This window comes from Carboxydocella sp. JDF658 (assembly GCF_002049395.1).
GTDB lineage: Bacteria > Bacillota.
Genome location: NZ_BDLR01000030.1, coordinates 17,889 through 36,088, shown reverse-complemented (window position 1 = coordinate 36,088; position 18,200 = coordinate 17,889). Strand labels below are relative to the sequence as shown.

General features: G+C 51.8%; 19 protein-coding genes. 1 reads left to right on the top strand and 18 read right to left on the bottom strand.

Annotation, left to right across the window (positions count from 1 at the left end; all coding sequences use genetic code 11):
* The 5 genes from JDF658_RS05875 to JDF658_RS05855 form a co-directional block, all read right to left on the bottom strand.
* Positions 1–844: hypothetical protein (locus JDF658_RS05875; RefSeq protein WP_200805648.1), on the bottom strand; the 844-nt coding region annotated here is incomplete at its 3' end.
* 30 nt (positions 845–874) lie between these two features.
* Positions 875–1,552 (bottom strand): hypothetical protein, encoded by a 678-nt coding sequence (locus tag JDF658_RS05870; RefSeq protein WP_079906791.1) that lies wholly within the window; start codon positions 1,550–1,552, stop codon positions 875–877.
* 395 nt (positions 1,553–1,947) lie between these two features.
* Positions 1,948–2,499: an HDIG domain-containing metalloprotein gene (locus JDF658_RS05865; protein ID WP_079906790.1), complete on the bottom strand. Its 552-nt coding sequence runs from the start codon at positions 2,497–2,499 to the stop codon at positions 1,948–1,950.
* On the bottom strand, positions 2,486–2,917 hold the full coding sequence (locus JDF658_RS05860) for a PaaI family thioesterase (RefSeq protein ID WP_078666590.1): 432 nt from the start codon (positions 2,915–2,917) through the stop codon (positions 2,486–2,488). The genes JDF658_RS05865 and JDF658_RS05860 overlap by 14 nt, the downstream gene beginning before the upstream one ends.
* A complete protein-coding gene (locus JDF658_RS05855; RefSeq protein WP_159446574.1) occupies positions 2,892–3,665 on the bottom strand; it encodes a carboxylesterase in 774 nt (257 codons plus the stop codon). The genes JDF658_RS05860 and JDF658_RS05855 overlap by 26 nt, the downstream gene beginning before the upstream one ends.
* Before the next feature lie 100 nt (positions 3,666–3,765).
* Here JDF658_RS05855 and JDF658_RS05850 point away from each other — a divergent pair, with 100 nt between their 5' ends.
* Positions 3,766–4,302, top strand: a complete 537-nt coding sequence (locus JDF658_RS05850; protein WP_078666588.1) for a nitroreductase family protein — start codon at positions 3,766–3,768, stop codon at positions 4,300–4,302.
* Positions 4,303–4,318: 16 nt separating this feature from the next.
* Here JDF658_RS05850 and eno read toward each other — a convergent pair whose 3' ends face one another.
* From eno to rapZ, 13 genes are all read right to left on the bottom strand, one after another.
* Entirely contained in the window at positions 4,319–5,605 is a 1,287-nt protein-coding gene (gene eno, locus JDF658_RS05845; RefSeq protein ID WP_079906786.1) for a phosphopyruvate hydratase, read from the bottom strand.
* Positions 5,606–5,619: 14 nt separating this feature from the next.
* On the bottom strand, positions 5,620–7,164 hold the full coding sequence (gene gpmI / locus JDF658_RS05840; RefSeq protein WP_079906784.1) for a 2,3-bisphosphoglycerate-independent phosphoglycerate mutase: 1,545 nt from the start codon (positions 7,162–7,164) through the stop codon (positions 5,620–5,622).
* Positions 7,165–7,169: 5 nt separating this feature from the next.
* Positions 7,170–7,919, bottom strand: a complete 750-nt coding sequence (gene tpiA / locus JDF658_RS05835) for a triose-phosphate isomerase (protein WP_078666585.1) — start codon at positions 7,917–7,919, stop codon at positions 7,170–7,172.
* Between the two features lie 29 nt (positions 7,920–7,948).
* Entirely contained in the window at positions 7,949–9,133 is a 1,185-nt protein-coding gene (locus tag JDF658_RS05830) for a phosphoglycerate kinase (protein ID WP_079906783.1), read from the bottom strand.
* A gap of 44 nt (positions 9,134–9,177) precedes the next feature.
* Positions 9,178–10,185 carry a type I glyceraldehyde-3-phosphate dehydrogenase gene (gene gap, locus JDF658_RS05825; protein WP_079906781.1) on the bottom strand — a complete coding sequence of 336 codons (1,008 nt, stop codon included), beginning with the start codon at positions 10,183–10,185 and terminating at the stop codon, positions 9,178–9,180.
* Between the two features lie 20 nt (positions 10,186–10,205).
* On the bottom strand, positions 10,206–11,288 hold the full coding sequence (locus JDF658_RS05820) for a sugar-binding transcriptional regulator (protein WP_079906779.1): 1,083 nt from the start codon (positions 11,286–11,288) through the stop codon (positions 10,206–10,208).
* Positions 11,289–11,415: 127 nt separating this feature from the next.
* The gene (rpoN, locus tag JDF658_RS05815) at positions 11,416–12,816 is read right to left on the bottom strand and encodes an RNA polymerase factor sigma-54 (RefSeq protein WP_307167976.1); all 1,401 of its coding nucleotides are present in this window, start codon (positions 12,814–12,816) and stop codon (positions 11,416–11,418) included.
* A 72-nt stretch (positions 12,817–12,888) separates the two neighbouring features.
* On the bottom strand, positions 12,889–13,374 hold the full coding sequence (locus tag JDF658_RS05810; RefSeq protein ID WP_079906778.1) for a DapH/DapD/GlmU-related protein: 486 nt from the start codon (positions 13,372–13,374) through the stop codon (positions 12,889–12,891).
* Positions 13,358–14,368 carry an MBL fold metallo-hydrolase gene (locus JDF658_RS05805; protein ID WP_079906776.1) on the bottom strand — a complete coding sequence of 337 codons (1,011 nt, stop codon included), beginning with the start codon at positions 14,366–14,368 and terminating at the stop codon, positions 13,358–13,360. Before JDF658_RS05805 ends, JDF658_RS05810 begins: the two co-directional genes overlap by 17 nt.
* Positions 14,365–15,315: a DNA-binding protein WhiA gene (whiA, locus tag JDF658_RS05800; protein ID WP_079906775.1), complete on the bottom strand. Its 951-nt coding sequence runs from the start codon at positions 15,313–15,315 to the stop codon at positions 14,365–14,367. Before whiA ends, JDF658_RS05805 begins: the two co-directional genes overlap by 4 nt.
* A gap of 78 nt (positions 15,316–15,393) precedes the next feature.
* Complete coding sequence (locus JDF658_RS05795) at positions 15,394–15,909, bottom strand: YhcN/YlaJ family sporulation lipoprotein (RefSeq protein WP_079906773.1); 516 nt, start codon at positions 15,907–15,909, stop codon at positions 15,394–15,396.
* A gap of 67 nt (positions 15,910–15,976) precedes the next feature.
* A complete protein-coding gene (gene yvcK, locus JDF658_RS05790; RefSeq protein ID WP_078665998.1) occupies positions 15,977–17,272 on the bottom strand; it encodes a YvcK family protein in 1,296 nt (431 codons plus the stop codon).
* Entirely contained in the window at positions 17,272–18,162 is an 891-nt protein-coding gene (rapZ, locus tag JDF658_RS05785; RefSeq protein ID WP_078665999.1) for an RNase adapter RapZ, read from the bottom strand. Before rapZ ends, yvcK begins: the two co-directional genes overlap by 1 nt.
* Positions 18,163–18,200 lie beyond the last annotated feature (38 nt).

Below are 18,200 nucleotides of genomic sequence, written 5' to 3'. Positions count from 1 at the left end.
TATGATATGAATCATCCGACCGTCTATCAAGTATAGAGACTTCACCCATGGCACCTATTCCCGCCACATTTCCTCCTACATTAGCATACACATTTAAATTGCCAACCCTTAACTTTGCATGAAGATTTCCTTCTTTTAATGTAGCATAAGCACCCCCTCCAAGACTGCCCAGTGCAAGTCCTTTATCACTTTCTAGATAAAGTCCTCCTTTTACAACACCTGTATTTACATCTACACCTGCAGTAAATCCTAAGAAGTTTTTAGGATTGTCAAGGCTTATTATCTCTACACCTGTTTCCACAGTATAAGCTTCTCCTTTGACTCCACCAGGTCCTCCACTAAATCTAGATACCTGTGCCTTACCCAAATTTAGCTTAGCGTTACTAGGACCGTTTTTCATGTTATCAGTTCCTAATAATGTTTTTGAGGTTGCTTTGTCATCGACAAATTTTCCTGTCCCCAGATTTTTTTCGCCTAACTTCTTGGCTTCGGCTACCCTTAGTCCTCCCATGCCAGGTGAAGATTGTTTCGCTGCTCCTAAGAATTTAGTGGGGGAAGAAGAGTAGCTCGATATTTTCGATTCGGTTACCCTTAATCCTCCCATACCAGATGAAAATTGTTTTGCTGCCCCAGAGAATTTATGTGTAGATGAAATACTACTAGTAGAAGCCGCGCCTCCGGATTTGGTTAGTTGTACTATTGGAGTATGTTTCGTTGTTGTAGAAGATTTTTGAGTAGTTGAAGTAGAAGTTTTTTGAACTGTCGAAGTAGAAGTTTTGTTTGCTGCCGACTGTTGTGTTGACCTTGCTTTTCTCTCGGCGACCCTTAAGTCCCCCATACCCATTTTACCATACCTCCCATAATTTTTAATTTTTTACAGGGCTATAACTCTACCCTGTTGCAGTCGGTAGAAATAACTTCGTATATAGAATGGCAAACAACAAATTTCATTGCCATTTACTAAAACTACAAGATGCCATTTGCCTGGGATTAGCTGATTATTGGGATCAGTTGTGATCCAACCCGAAGCTTGAACTGCTTGTCCTTTGCCTGAAGGATTACCTGATACGATACAATCAGAAACGTATGCTATTTCCAACATAGGATTAACCCATACGAAACTAACTAGATGTATGCCCTTAACTTTAATGAAATCAATATTTATACCTATTTCTCCATCAGAATTGCTGAATTCCCTGTTGAGTCTAGGCAAACGTGACGTTCCGGCATACATGTCTATGTATTCAACTTCTATATTAGCAGAATCATAATTTAATTTTCTAACCTCGGAATTTTCGATTACAAGACTTGATATAGGTTTACCATTTTCTAGAACATAAGCAGGAAACGTTTGTGGGTCATTGACTCGAAAGCTGTTATTAATGAAAAAACAATAGTGATACAAGCCATCATCCAAGTTAATACTTTTTTCCCAATATCCATCGGAATCAATATCCATGGGAATATGCGCCAGTTTTGTCCTCGAATCCCAAAATTCTAAAACTACACTATCCGCTATAGGAAAGTATATCTGAAACTCAACTAAGGCCATGTGAAGTTACCCCCCTAGCCAATAAAGTTCTGTGTAATATATTTATGGCTAGATAAAATAAAAATGCAGAGTTGAATTAAAGTGCTACCCATTTCCCCATCATTTACGTTATCTGGTGTACTTCTATTGCAGTTGGTAACTTCGCTTTTGCAGTCTACAGCAAGATGAATCTTTGATTTGCTTTAAAAAGTGACTAAAGGTCGACAGCGATAGCGCCCGCATTGATATATGTTATTTTACCTTTTCTGTCAATATTTTGTCAATAATGTAATTTTAATCATGTGTTTACCTTGTGAAAATGTCACCTTTCCAAGCTTTCTTGCATTTACTCAATGAAAATCTGCCTCCTAAATACAGCACATAAAAAAAGACACCCTCGCCAGGGTGTCTTACCTCTACAATCCCAGTTCCTCACTATGTTCCTGCATCGCCTCTAACGCCAGCCCCAGGAACTCCTCCAGGCTCAGACCCAGTTCCGTACAGGCTTGAATCTGCTCCCGGTTGGCCCCGCGGGCAAAGGATTTTTCGTGAAAACGATTGACCAGAAAAGGCACATCCACTGCCGCCAGCTTCTTTTCCGGACGGATCAGGGCTCCGGCCACAATCAGGCCGGTGGTGGGGTCAACGCTGTAGAGGGCCTTATCCAGGCGGGACAGGCGGGGCAGGCCGTGGTATTCGTTATGTACCCGCACGGCATAGACCACTTCCTCCGGCAGCCCCAGTTCAGCCAGCAGGTCGGCTCCCACCTGACTGTGGCGGGCCGGGTCATCCTTGGTCTGGTCATAATCGATATCATGCAAGAGGCCAGCTAAGCCCCAGATTTTCTCATCTTCGCCAAAATGGCGGGCCAGGCGGCGCATGACGAATTCCGCTGCCAGGCAGTGCTTGCGCAAATTTGTGTTGGTTACATATTTCTCCATCAGCTGTACTGCTTCAATTCTGTCCATCAGTCAGTCCTCCTTCTTTGATTTGAATGAATTTGCCAGTGGCTGTGGCCGCCACTTGCTGGTCCTTGAGCAAAATCAGACTGGCTTCCATTTCAATCACCCGGCCCCGGCGGTTGACCACCCGGCCCCGAACCTGTAAAGGTTCATTGATGGGAACAGGCCGCCGAAATCTCACCGTCAACTCCGCCGTAGGTGCCGTCAGGCCTTGCTTCCAGAGGTAGCGGCCCATTACTTCATCAAGCAGGGTGCAGATAATCCCTCCGTGCATGATACCGGGATAGCCCTGATGGACCGGGCCCGGAGTGAAGGTAGTCACATACTCCTCCCCCTCTATCGTAAATTCCAGATGTAAACCCCGGGGATTTTGCTTGCCACAGGCAAAACACCAGTGGTCATATTCTCCTTGAAACTCCTTCATTGCTCTGTTCCTCCAAACTGTTAATAAAGGCGATGGCCGCTTCTGCCACCTGCTGGCGCTGCGGCCCTAAAGGCAAAAGGTGTCTGCCTCCTGGAAGGGACAACAACTTTTTTTCTCTGTTTCCCAGCTGGTGAAAGATGTATTCGGCACTAGCCGGGTCAACAGTCTCATCCGCATCACCCTGGATAAGCAAGACCGGTACTTGTACCAGGGGGAGTTGCTTGCGGGCAGTTCGAATAAATTCCAGTAAACTGACCAGAGCGGCCAGCGGTATGTGATCATAATTGAAATGAGTTAACAGGTAATGCCCATCTTCTTGCCTCTCTTTGGGAGCATAGCGTCTGACCCAGCGTAAATAAGGAGCCAGATAGGCTTTCTTGTTTTTGAGATAAATCGGGGCCGCCAGGCTGATCACTCCTACTACCGGCTGATAATGGGCCAGGTAGAGGCTGATCAACCCCCCCATCGATAACCCGGCCAGGTAGACCCGGTCGCACTTTTGCCTGAGCTCTACTACCGCTTTTTCCGCAGCAGCCACCCAGTCCCGCCAGCAGGTGCGGGCCAGCTCTTCCACATCAGTGCCATGGCCGGGTAACAGGGGCACCTGTACCGTCCAGCCCTGAGCCGCCAGGGCCCGGCCCAGGGGCTCCACTTCCCCCGGTGAACCGGTGAAGCCATGAATCAATACTATGCCGGTCCGGTTGCCCGGAAAAAAAAGCGGGGTGACCGGGCGTCCTGTTATCTGCATGCCTTCACCTCCAAGGGCATTTTTCTGACATTTTAGCATATTCCACCAGTAAAAAGCAATGTTATAATATAGTTATAAAAATTTGAAAGGAGTGGGTAAGATGCTGGAATTATTACAAAAGCGCCGCAGTATTCGCCGTTTTACCGACCAGCCAGTGGAGAAAGAAAAAATAGAAAAAATCCTGCAAGCGGCCCTGCTGGCGCCCTCCTCCCGCAGCCTGCGCCCCTGGGAATTCATTGTCATCCAGGATAAAAGTTTGTTGCAACAGCTGGCCAAAGCCAAGGCCCACAGTATTTCTTTTCTGGCTGAGGCACCACTGGGTATCGCTGTTATCGCCGATGAAAACAAATGCGATGTCTGGATCGAAGATGCCTCCATCGCTACCATCCTGATGCAATTGGCTGCCACCTCCCTGGGCCTGGGTTCCTGCTGGATTCAGATTCGCCTGCGGCAAACGGCAGCAGGGCAGTCCTCGGAGGAATATGTCAAGGAGGTTCTGCAGGTCCCGGCCCCTTACCGGGTCCTGGCCTTGCTGGCCATCGGCTATCCAGCCGAAACCAGGTCTCCAGCCAGCCTGGAGCAGCTGGCTTATGACAAAATCCACTATAACCAGTATAGCAAAAACCCCGTCCGCTAAGGACGGGGCTAATTGCTTATTTCAGGTTATAGAAGGTCTTTTTGCCGCGATAGATAGCCAGATTGCCCAGCTCTTCTTCAATGCGCAGCAGCTGGTTGTACTTCGCTACCCGGTCGGTGCGGGAAGGAGCACCGGTTTTGATTTGACCGGCATTAACAGCCACGGCAATATCAGCTATGGTGCTGTCTTCAGTTTCGCCGGAGCGGTGGGAGATGACATTGGTATAACCGGCCCGTTTGGCCATTTCAATGGCATCCAGGGTCTCGGTCAGAGTACCGATCTGGTTGACCTTGATCAGGATGGAGTTGGCTACCCCGCGCTCGATCCCCTTGCTCAGGCGCTCGGTATTGGTAACAAACAGGTCATCCCCTACCAGCTGGATTTTTTTGCCAAGTCTGGTAGTGAGCAGGGCCCAGCCTTCCCAGTCTTCTTCGGACATACCGTCTTCAATGGAGACGATGGGGTATCTGGACACCAGTTTTTCGTAATAGGCTACCATTTCCTCGGCAGTGTAGGATACTCCTTCGCCGGCCAGCACATATTTGCCATCTTTATACAGCTCAGTGGAAGCCACATCCAGGGCCAGGGCGATATCTTCTCCCGGCTTGTAACCGGCCTTTTCAATGGCTTCCATAATAACCTGCAGAGCCTCTTCGTTGGAGGAGAGGTTGGGAGCAAAGCCACCTTCATCACCAACGGCAGTATTCATCCCTTTGCCCTTCAACACAGTCTTCAGATTGTGGAAGACTTCAGCACCCATGCGCAGGGCTTCGGCAAAGGAATCGGCCCCCACCGGCATGATCATAAATTCCTGAATGTCCACATTATTATCCGCATGCTTGCCGCCATTGAGGATGTTCATCATGGGCACCGGCAATTCCTTGGCATTGGTGCCTCCTATGTATTGATACAGCGGCAGACCCAGGGATTTGGCAGCGGCCTTGGCTACCGCCAGGGAAACGCCCAGGATGGCATTGGCCCCCAGTTTGCCTTTATTGGGGGTACCATCCAGTTCCAGCAGGACCTTGTCGATTTCGGTCTGGAAAGTGGCATCCATGCCGATCAGCTGGGGAGCGATGATGGAATTGACATTATCCACCGCTTTTTGGACCCCTTTGCCCAGATAACGGCCTTTGTCCCCATCTCTCAGCTCAACGGCCTCAAATGCGCCGGTAGAGGCGCCTGAAGGTACAGCCGCCCGGCCCAGAGTGCCATCTTCCAGGTAGACATCTACTTCAACTGTGGGATTGCCACGGGAGTCCAGGATTTCCCGGGCATAAATATTTTCGATAATGGTTGACACAAAAAATCCCTCCCTTACTTGATCAACAGGGTTTGTCCTGTCATTTCTTCTGGCTGGGGCAAGCCCATTAGTTCCAGAATAGTAGGTGCCACATCAGCCAGCTTGCCGTCAGCGCGCAGTTTGGCCTCCTTATGTTCAGGAGAAACCAGAACAAAGGGCACCGGACTGGTGGTATGAGAAGTCAGGACATTGCCTTCATCATCCCGTTTGCAGTCCGCATTGCCATGGTCACCAGTGATGATGGCCACACCGCCCCGCTTGAGGATGGCAGGAACTACCTTAGCCAGACACTGATCCACTGCCTCTACGGCTTTAATGGTTGCTTCCATATCCCCCGTATGACCTACCATATCCGGATTAGCGTAATTGAGGATGATCACATCATATTTATCCTGTTCCAGTTCTTTCAGCAGTTCAGCGGTAACTTCAAAGGCGCTCATTTCCGGCTTCTGGTCATAGGTGGCCACTTTGGGTGAAGGTATGAGCAGGCGGTCTTCCCCGGGGTTGGGGATCTCTACCCCGCCATTAAAGAAAAACGTGACATGGGCATATTTCTCCGTTTCCGCAATGCGGAGCTGAGTTTTGCCATGGGCAGCCAGCACTTCCCCCAGGGTATTTTTCAAAGACTGGGGCGGGAAAGCCACCGGTGCCGGAATAGTGGCATCATATTCTGTCATGCAGACGAAATACACCGGGAAATAGCCTTGCCGCCGCTCAAAACCGCTGAACTCCTGGTCCACAAAAGCCCGGGTCAGCTGACGGGCCCGGTCAGGCCGGAAGTTGAAGAAAATCATGGTATCCCCGGCTTTAACAGTGGCTACCGGCTTACCTTCTGTTACAATCACTGCTGGCTTCACAAACTCATCGGTCTCACCGCGGTTATAGGCAGACTGAACTGCTTCCTCCGCCGAAGCAGCGGTAACACCTTCGCCATATACCATAGCGGCATAGGCTTTTTCCACCCGTTCCCAGCGCTTATCCCGGTCCATGGCATAGTAGCGGCCGCTGACGGTAGCGATTTTGCCTAACCCTATCGCTGATAGCTTTTGCTCCAGGGGCCTTATATATTCCAGGGCATTGGCGGGAGGCACATCCCGTCCATCCAGGAAAGCATGGATATAAACCCGCTCTACCCCCTCTGCTTTGGCCAGGTCCAGCAGGGCATAAAGATGTTCAATATGGCTGTGCACTCCTCCGTCGGAAACCAGTCCCAGCAGATGGACCGCTTTACCACTGTTTTTGGCTTTTTGCATGGCTTCCTTCAGCACTTCATTCTGGAAAAAGGTCTTTTCTTTAATAGCCAGGCTGATACGGGTAAATTCCTGGTAAACAATACGACCGGCCCCCATGTTCAGGTGCCCTACCTCGGAATTACCCATCTGACCCTGGGGCAGACCTACAGCCAGACCGGAAGCTTCCAGCGTGGTCCAGGGCCATTCCCGCAGCAACTGATGGAAATAGGGCAGGTTAGCCTGGGCAATGGCATTGCCCCGCTTTTCTTCCCGCCAGCCAAAACCATCCAGGATAATCAGGGCTAACGGTTGTTTGACAGGTTTCATTGCTTTTACCTCCTGACCAGGGCGATAAAGGAAACTGGATCCAGGCTGGCTCCTCCTACCAGAGCCCCGTCTATATTGGGCTGGGCTAAGAGACCAGCGATGTTGTCAGGCTTGACACTGCCCCCGTACTGAATCCGGACTCGTTCAGCGGCTTCAGCCCCAAACAGGTCATTGACCACACCGCGGATGTAGGCGATCACTTCCTCCGCATCAGCATCAGTAGCAGTGCGGCCAGTGCCGATGGCCCAGACCGGTTCATAGGCAATAACCAGACCGGCAACCTGTTCTGCAGTCAGACCGGCCAGCCCCAGACGGGTCTGTTGTTCCACCACCTGAAAAGTCTCGCCCGCTTCCCGCTGTTCCAGGGTTTCCCCCACACAGACAATGGGAACCAGGCCGTGTTTCAATGCTGCCTTGACTTTCTTGTTCACTGTCTCATCGGTTTCAGCAAAATATTGCCGCCGCTCGGAATGGCCTACTATCACATAGCTGACACCCAGTTCCTTTAACATCAGGGGAGAAATTTCCCCGGTATAGGCACCCTGTTCTTCCCAGAACAGATCCTGGGCCCCAATACGAATAGGAGTGCCCTTCACCGCCTCGGCCAGGGAGGCCAGGGCGGTGAAGGGTGCACAGATGACCGTTTCCGCGGCGGTGGCACCGGCCAGCTCAGGCTTAATAGCTTCCACAAAAGCCAGGGCCTCAGCTACCGTTTTATGCATTTTCCAGTTCCCGGCGATAATTGGTTGCCGCAAACCGGGCCACCTCCATTCACGTATGAAATTTATTTATCCTGCAGTACTGCTACCCCAGGCAGGGTCTTGCCTTCCAGAAACTCCAGGGAAGCGCCGCCCCCGGTGGAAATGTGGGTCATTTTTTCGGCTACGCCCACTTTTTCTACTGCTGCTACCGAATCGCCACCACCGATGATGGTAGTGCCAGGGCATTCGGCCATAGCCTTTGCCACCGCTTCGGTGCCTCTGGCAAAGGCATCCATTTCAAAGACCCCCATAGGTCCATTCCAGACCACAGTTTTGGCCTGGCGAATTACTCCAGCGTACTTTTCAGCGGTAGCCGGGCCAATGTCCAGGGCCTGCCAGTCAGCAGGAATTTCTCCTACGGCTACTGTCTTATGTTCAGCATCGGGAGCGAAGGCGGCTGCTACTACTACATCCCGGGGCAGCAACAGTTCTACTCCTCGTTGCTGGGCTGTAGCCAGCAGTTCTTTTGCCAGCTGGACCTTATCCTCTTCCACCAGGGACTTACCCAGTTCATACCCCTGAGCCTTGAGGAAGGTGTTGGCCATGCCGCCACCGATGATCAGAGTATCCACTTTGGTGAGCAGATTCTGGATAACCCCGATTTTGTCTGACACCTTGGCCCCACCGATAATAGCCACAAAGGGCCGTTCCGGATTGGCCAGGGCCTTGCCCATGATGCTGATTTCCTTTTCCATCAGGAAACCGGCCACTGCCGGCAGGTACTGGGCCACACCAGCGGTACTGGCATGGGCCCGGTGAGCAGCGCCAAAGGCATCATTGACGAATAGATCGGCTAAAGCCGCCAGTTTTTTCGCGAATTCAGGATCGTTTTTCTCTTCCTCAGCATGGAAGCGCACATTCTCCAGCAGCAGTGCCTGCCCGGGTGCCAGCGCAGCAACGGCAGCCTCGGCTTCCGGGCCAACACAGTCACTGGTTTTGGCCACTTCCTGGCCCAGCAGCTCACTTAAACGCTTGGCAACCTGGTCCAGACGGTATTTTTCATTAACCTGGCCTTTCGGCCGGCCAAAGTGGGAAGCCAGAATTACTTTGGCTCCCTGTTCCAGCAGGTATTTAATGGTGGGCAGTGCAGCTCTGATCCGGGTATCATCGGTAATTTGCCGGTTTTCGTCCGTGGGGACATTAAAATCCACCCGAACCAGAACCCGTTTGCCCTTAACGTCCACATCGCGGATGGTCTTTTTTTCCACGCGGGCCCACCTCCCTGTTTTTTAACCCACTCTATATCTTACCATTACAGACCTTTGGAAGCAATATACAGAGCCAGATCCACTACCCGGCAGGAGTAACCCCATTCATTGTCATACCAGGATACAATCTTGGCCAGTTTTTTATCAATCACCATGGTGGAGAGGCCATCCACAATAGAAGAATTGGAATTGCCATTGAAATCCCTGGAAACCAGGGGCTCTTCGGTGTAGGCCAGAATGCCTTTCAATTCCCCTTCAGCTGCAGCTTTGAGAGCGGCATTGATTTCTTCCGCTGTTGCTTCGGTAGCCAGCTCACAGACCAGGTCAACTACAGAAACATTAGGAGTGGGCACCCGCATTGCGAAGCCATTCAGTTTGCCCTTCAGTTCCGGCAGAACCAGACCGACCGCTTTAGCTGCACCGGTAGTGGTAGGAATGATGGACATAGCAGCAGCCCGGGCCCGGCGCAAATCCTTATGAGGCAGGTCCAGAATTTGCTGGTCATTGGTATAGGAGTGTACTGTGGTCATCAAGCCCCGCACAATCCCGAACTTCTCGTGGATAACTTTGGCAAAGGGAGCCAGGCAGTTGGTGGTGCAGGAGGCATTGGAAACTACATGGTGGTTAGCTGGATCATATTTGTCCTGGTTAACCCCCATCACAATAGTGATATCTTCATTTTTGGCTGGAGCAGAAATGATGACTTTCTTAGCGCCAGCTTGCAGGTGTTTGGCAGCATCTTCCCGGTTGGTGAAACGACCGGTGGATTCCACCACAATATCCACCCCCAGATCGCCCCAGGGCAGATTGGCCGGGTCCTTTTCAGCATAAACCTTGATAGCCTTGCCATTAACGATAATCTCCCCGTCGCCAGCCTGTACTTCGGCATTGAGGATGCCATGCACAGAGTCATATTTCAGCAGATGAGCCAGGGTTTTAGCATCAGTCAGGTCATTGATGGCTACGATTTCGATTTCCGGCTTGTTGAGAGCGGCCCGGAAAACATTGCGGCCAATGCGGCCAAAACCGTTAATACCTACGCGTACTGTCATGATTCATCTCTCCTTTACTGCTAATTCTTTTTCCTTAATGTTTCCAGCATTGCCTGAGCGGCCCCTTCATCTGTCACCAGGTATTTCAGTATCCCGGTGGCAGCGACCGCCAGTATGGCTTGAGCTTTATGTTTACCACCTGCCACCGCCAGAGTGGAAGCAGGGGGTAATTCCTGAAGATTTAAGCCAATGTTGCGCGCCGAAAGCACTACCTTACCATCTTTGTCTACATAGGAGCCAAGGGCCTCTCCCACGGCTCCATGGCGCATCAGCCAGCTGATTTCCACCTGGGGCATATGACGGCGTTTGGCCATTTCCACCGCATCGCCGATCCCGTGAATCACCAGCTGAGCCTGGGTCATCAGCCGCAACATCTCCTGAATGTGGGGCTCTTCCAGCAGGGCCAGGCGCGCCTGGGGCGACAGAGCGTCAGGAACGTGGAACAGGCGATACTCCCCGCCCAGTTTGCCTGCCAGTAAGGCAGCAATGGCGTTGGCCTGAGTGCGCATTTCTGTTCCGAAACCACCCCGGGCCGGCACCACTAGAATGGAACGCCCCGGACTGATTTCTGGCAGGCTTTCCACCACACTCAAAGTGGAGGTGCCGCCGGTAACAGCAATGGTTTCAATTTTATCCTTGTGGATAATTTCCTGCAAGAAGTTGGCCCCGGCCCGACCCATTTCCTTCAGAACCTGGCGGTCCTGGTCCAGATCCCCGGACACTACAATCACTTTATGTAAACCGAGGCGACTGGCCAGCTCCTCTTCCAGGGAAGTGAGTCCTTTCAGCAAGCGGATTAATTGCTCCAGACCGAAAATGACCTCTTCACCTTCGGGAGTAATGACCATCCCGCCTGGCTGGGCCTCCACCAGACCCTGAGTGCGCAGGAAGTCGGTTTCATTGCGTACAATCCGTTCCCCCATGCGCAGGTTGGCGGCTAATACCCGGCGTCCAATCGGCTGGGCAAAATAGATGCTGCGAAGAATAGTATACCTTTTCTCCAGCTGCTGTATGAGCTCAGGCACTACTTTCTGTCCGTAGTGAACCAGCTCCTGCAATGCCAGTTCCTGGCTGTTAGGCCCGTTATTGTCCCGCCCATTCAATTATGGTCCCGCCTTTCCGAAAAAAAGATGGTGCATTTGCCCCACATCCATATTCTAAGGTAAGCAATTCCACCTTGTCAAGAGGGGCATTTATAGGATGCACCAAGTTGTAATATTCTATGCAATTCTAGTAGCGTTTGCGCCTTGCTGCTGCCGGTATGCCCAGCTCATCCCGGTATTTGGCCACGGTGCGCCGGGAAATCTGGATTCCCTTCTGGCCTAAGAGTTCCGCCAGTTTTTGATCAGACAGGGGCTGTTTCGGATCCTCATTGCTGATCAATTCTTTCAGCAGCAATTTGACACTGCGGGAGGAAACTTCCTGCCCACCCCCGCTTTCCAGCCCGCTGGCGAAGAAATATTTTACCTCAAATACGCCATGGGGGGTCTGGATATATTTGTTGGCGGTAGCCCGACTGATGGTAGACTCATGTAAGTCCAGCAGTTCGGCTACCTGTTTCAGGTTCAGCGGTTTTAAATAACGCAAACCGAAATCAAAAAAGTCTTTTTGCAATTGCACCAGACAGTTGGCCACCCGGTACAGGGTCAGACGCCGCTGTTCAATGGCTCGAATCAACCAGCTGGCCGCATTGAGTTTGGCCTCTACATATTTTCTGGCTTCCGAATCTTTTTCCTGCAAAAGAATGGAGCGATAGGTGGAATTGATGGTCAGTTGCGGCACACCATAATCATTAACCAGCACGATATATTCCCCATCGATTTTTTCCACCACAATATCTGGCACTACATAGCGCACATCCTGGTTACCCCCAAAGCGCCGTCCCGGTTTGGGATCCAGTTGTTTGATCAAGTCATAGAGGCGCTGAATTTCCTCCACCGGCACCCCCAGGGCCCGGGCTACTTTCGGCCCTTTCCCCTCCCCCAGAGCTGTCAAATGATGCTGGATCAAAGCCGGCAAGAGGGGTTCATTCCAGCCCAGAGCTTCTACCTGCAGAAGTAAACATTCCTGTAAATTGCGGGCAGCTACTCCGGCCGGGTCGAAAGTCTGGATGGTACGCAAAACTTTCTCTACCTTTTCGACCGGAACCTGCAAGCTACGGGCAATTTCCTCCGTACTGCAGGTCAAATAGCCATTATCATCCAGGTTACCGATAATAAACTCGCCGATTTCCTTCTCCCCGGGGTCCAAAGGGCTGACATTAAGCTGGAACAGCAGGTGTTCCACCAGAGTCGGTCCCTGAGTGAGGAAATTTTCCCACTGTACCTGTTCCTTTTCTTCCTCGGCTCCCTGCCTGACTATGCCCAGATCGGATTTGTCAGCAAAATACTCCTGCCAGTCAACATCCAGGCCATCATCCTTCCCCCCGTTAGCTTCCACTTCCGTTTCCGGCAGCTCTTCCTTGTCTTCCTTGATTTCCAGAACAGGATTTTCCTGTAGCTCCTGTTGCACGTACTCAGACAGTTCCAGGGCCGATAACTGCAAGACAGTGATGGCCTGGCGCAATTCGGGAGTCATTATCAATTTCTGGCTCTGTTCCAGGTTCAGTCCATAACCTATGCGGATTGACATAGCTCCCTACTTCCCTTCCCAGGCTAATACTAATAACTTCTCTTCTCTACCGGGGAAATCCTCTTTTTACTGCTAATTTATTCGCAAGGGCCTGGCAGGTATACCTCCAACTACCGCTCCTGCTTCCACATCCCCGGTTACCAGTGACATGGCTGAGATTTTGGCCCCATCACCGATAGTCACCCCCGGCAGAATAGTAGTGTTGGCCCCAATCAGGACATTCTTGCCAATTTTTACTTCTCCCAGCCGGTATTCTTCCACCAAATATTCATGGGTCAGGATGGTACAGTTATATCCGATCACTGTATTATCCCCAATGCTGATGCGGTTAGGGAAAAAGATATCCGGCATCATCATCAGACCCAGAGAAACATTCTTCCCCAGCTGCATTCCCAGCAAATGGCGGTAGAGCCAGGCTTTCAGGCGCAAAGAAGGACAATAGCGTCCCAGCTGTATTATAGCAAAATTGAACATCACCCGCCAGGGTGAAATAATTCGGGTCCAGTGTTGCATACTATTCGGTCCCTCTACCCGGTAGCTCTCAACTCTGCGCTTCATCTTCTCCCTCCCGCTTGAGCCATCGCTGTAAATCAACCTGCAAGCCATCATAAGCGGCACTGGTCGGCACCCCACTGACCGCTTCCACGTATGCCGCCATGGCCGGTCGTAAATCTTCCGGCCAGACACAGCAGTGATTAAAATGGGTAATGTAGCACTGTTTTATATTGCTTTCTCGCAACAGATAAGGCAGGCCCAGGGTGGTAATATGCCGGTGAAACCAGCTATTATGGGCCGTAACATTGGCAATGAGGAGATCCACTTCCCGGTAGGCCTGTACCAGTTCCTCCCGCCAGCTGATGGCTTCCTGGAAATCCAGCACCGGCCCCCAGGGGATAACCTCCTTGATTCCACTGAAAGTGCGATAACTGCGGAGAAAATTGGTATCACTGGTGTAGCCCAGGATTAACCCCGGGGCTTTCAGAATAAACCCATAGTTTTCCGGACCATGATATGCCGGTACAGGAATCAGAGTCAGCTCTCCCAGGGCAATCGGCTGATAGGCCTGCAAAAACACCACTTCCGGGCCGCCCAGATAGCCGCTATGGGCCGCCTCCCCCCGGTGAAAGGTGCTGATATGGGCATTTTCCTCCACCATATCCCGGGGCAGCAAGAGTTTTCCCCGGCGGCTGGACATGGCCCAGCACATGCCCTCGATAATGCTTTCCGCCCCGGCATAATGGTCCACATGGCCATGGGAGATATAGACAGCATCCAGCTGACCCAGATCAATCCCCAGTTCCAGGGCAGCATATAACGCCCCCGGTCCTGGATCCACCATGAAATAAAAATCCCCCAGCTGCAGAAAAAATCCAGCAGTCCGCGGTTGCTGGCTGATTACCGCTTCCGGGTTACCGCCGGTACCAAGAAAAGTCAGGGTCCAGCTCTTCTCTTTCTCCTGCCGCCCTTCCCGCAGTTTATAGAAACGGCGGCTGGCCTCTACAGCCATCGCTGTTTTGTACCGCAAAAAAGCATCCAGTTCCTCTTTTTTCATTCCCCTTTCTCCCCCTGTAACAGGCGACTGGCCAGCTGCTCCAGCTTGCGCAGGCGATGGTTCACCCCGGATTTGCTCAAAGGCGGTTCCAGCAGTTCCCCCAGTTCCTTCAAACTGATATCGGGATAATTAAGCCGTGCTTCTGCCACCTGCCGTAAACCCTCCGGCAAATTGGACAAACCCACCCTCTCCGCCAGCAGGCGAATATTTTCCAGCTGCCGGACTGCAGCATTCACCGTTTTGGATAGATTGGCAGTTTCACAATTGACCAGCCGGTTAACATTATTGCGCATTTCCTTCACGACCCGGGCATTTTCCAGTTCCAGCCGGGCCCGATTGGCTCCAATCAGGCTGAGAAAATCGGCAATCTGTTCTGCCTCCTTGAGGTAGACTACAAAATTGTTTTTGCGGGCAGTCAGCTTGCCTTTTAGCCTCAGATCGCGCAATAGATTGACGATAGCTTCCCCGTCTTCCTGGTTGTCAACGATAATTTCCAGGTGATAGTCCCGTTCCGGGTCATTGACAGAACCGCCCCCCAGAAAGGCTCCCCGTAAATAAGCGCGTTTACAGCAATCCCGGGTCAGCAATGGGTCAGCAATTCCATCCCAGAGCTCTCCCCTTTCATCAAGTACCCCGGCAAAGAGCAGGATTTTTTTTACCTCATCACTATCTGCCACTTTTACTATATATGTGTTATGTTTTTTCAATCTATTCTGTTTACTGACCAGAATATCCGCCTGTACACCAAATAATTTCTTGAGCAAGGAAAAAACCTTGCGGGCAATAGCGGCGCTTTCAGTATGTATAGACAAGGCCCAGCCCGTCCCGGCACTGAGCTGCAGGGAACCATCCATTTTGATTAAAGCGGCCAGCTCCGCCTTCAGGCAACCTTCATGAGGTGGTAACAGCCGGGCCAGTTCTTCTTTAGTTTGCAGTGAAAAAGACATTTTCCCACCCCCAGTCCATTTTAACACAGCCAGGAGAGCAGGAAAAGCAAAAGCGGCGGGAAATTCCGCCGCTGACCTTTAGGTAGTGGGTTTTAACCGTTTGAAAAATTCACTGATTTGATCAAAAAACTCGCTGATAGGCCGGCCCTGCCGCACACCGGCAGCAATTTTTTTGATCCTGCCTACTGCATCTGGATCAGTTTCCACTACAGCATTGACTATCCGCGGGTCCCGTTTGGCAGTGGTCGCTGCTTTTTCGCGAATAGCTTCCACTTTGGTTCCTTCAATCCCGGCCTTCAAGTCCAGACCGATCAGGGCCACATTGCCTACCACCACTACTGAAGCCTTGTTCACTCCGTCGATCCGGGAAACGGCATCAGCAATATCATCGGCTGCATCCCGGGCCTGCGCCTGGGTACGGGGCCCTTCTGTCCGCGGCGGTGTGGGAGTAGGCGCCGGAGTAGTAATAGTCCCTGGCGGGGTAGGTGCTGGCGCCGTTGGCGGTGCCGGTTTCCGGGCCGGACATCCTCCGGACCAGATCAGGGTTGCGGCCAGGACAGCAGTTAACCAAGCTATCTCTTTGCGCTTTGACATCAATTTCACCTCCCTCGGCACAAACTCAAGTTTAGTTTGCCCGTCCGGGAGGGATCTATGCGTTAGATTAATAAGGATAAGTCCATTGTTTGGTCAAACGCAGGATAATCCGGGCCAGCCGCCCGGCATTGTGACGCACCACCTCGGATAAATCGGCCACCGGTTCCACCAGGGCCACCACATTCAGCTTCTTAACCCTGTCCCCATCATAACGGACCGGGTACTGACCCTGAGCCGCATATTTGCGCAGCAAATCCGCCGGGATCCGCGTCTTGTTGGCAATCACTACATCCACAATATCACCCGCATGTTTTTGGATAGCGGCAACATGGTCACTGACGGTATAATCATCAGTCTCTCCAGGCTGAGTCATGATATTGCATACATAAACCTTGGGACAACGGGCCTGGGCCAGCGCCTCAGCAATGGGCTTAATCAAAAGATTGGGCAATACGGAAGTATACAGGCTCCCCGGCCCTAAAACGATGATATCCGCTTCCTGTATGGCCTTGATTACCTCCCCGTAAGCCTCCACTTCTTCCGGCTCCAGCCAGACCCGACGTATCCGCCCTTTGGCCCCGGGGATGAGGGATTCCCCCCGTACAATCCGGCCATCACTCATTTCCGCTACCAGAGTAACCTGCTGGGTGGTAGAAGGTAACACCCTGCCCCGCACGGCCAGCAATAAGCCCAGCTCATTGATGGCTCTGACAAAACTGCCACTGAGCTGAGTCATAGCCGTTAACATCAGGTTACCCATGGTGTGGCCTTTTAAACCGGCTTCTTCATTAAAACGATACTGCAGCAGCTCTCCTAACCGGCTGCCTGGTTCAGCCAGAGCCGCCAGGCAGTTGCGCACATCCCCTGGAGGCAGCATACCATAATGTTCCCTTAGCCGCCCGGAGCTGCCCCCATCATCGGCCATGGTTACAACCGCAGTCAAATTGCTGGTATATTCCTTCAATCCGCGCAAAAGCACCGATAGCCCGGTGCCGCCCCCGATGACCACGATATTGGGCCCTAAGCGCAAGTTGCGTTTTTCCCAGACTTTATCCACCAGCCGCCAGGAGCGGTAGGGTAAAACAGCCATCACCACAGAGGTAATAGCACTGAGCAGGCCGTAAACCAGCAATACTGCCCCTGTTACCAGCAAACCAGCTCCAACCACTGCTATTCCTTTACCCCCCAGCAGCTGCCGGGAGCGGGTAAAAAAATTGGCCAGCCAGACCAGCATATCCCAGTTAAGCACAAAGGTCAGGCCCAGAACCAGGAAGCCGGCTCCAATTAGAGCCAGAAAAAACCAGCGCTTTACTCCCATGCCGGGCAAAAACCATTTCCACTGGCGAGGCCTCCGGCGTCTCACTAAATTTCCCTCCCTTTTTCCCGTTGAATGTCCCGGTGGCGCACCTCTACCCGATAGGATTTATCCCCCCTGTCAGCCAGCAATTCGGCCAGACGATTGGTCAGGGTCACAGAGCGGTGCTGGCCCCCGGTACAACCAATGGCAATAGTTAAACTGGTTTTGCCTTCTTTAATATATTCGGGAATAAGGAAAGTGATTAAATCCAGAAATTTGTCCAGAAACTTTTTAGTTTCTTCCCGGGAGACAACGTATTCCTGCACCTCCGGGTCATTGCCGGTTAAAGGCCTGAGCTCCTTGATATAAAAGGGATTGGGCAGGAAACGAACATCTATTACCAGATCCGCATCCAGCGGGATCCCGTATTTGTAGCCAAAAGACATAACTGTAATGCTGAGCCGGGCCCCTTCCTCTTCCGGCTGGAAGGCCCGGAAAATTTCTTCTTTAAGTTCAGCTGGCTTCAGACTTGAGGTATCGATAATGCGATGGGCCCGGCCCCTTAGTTCTTCCAGCTTGGCCCGCTCCCGCCTGATGCCATCCAGCACTGTCCCCCCGCCAGCCAGAGGATGGCGCCTTCTGGTTTCCTTAAAGCGGCGGACCAGCACCTCATCAGCCGCCTCCAGGAACAGAATGCGGTAATCTACTTTCTGTTGTTGCAGATAATCCAGGGCTTCCTGCATCTGGTCAAAAAACCGGCCGCCCCGCATATCCATTACCAGGGCATAGCGATAAGGCTGGCCTTTGACCTGCCGGGTCAATTCCACAAATTTGCTGACCAGGGCCGGGGGCAAATTGTCCACCACGAAAAAGCCCATGTCTTCAAAAGCCCTCACCGCCGTACTTTTGCCGGCCCCGGAAAGGCCGGTGATGATAATCAGACTGATATCCTTCATTCCCTTCACCCTTTCCGCTAACTAACTTCGCTTTCCAT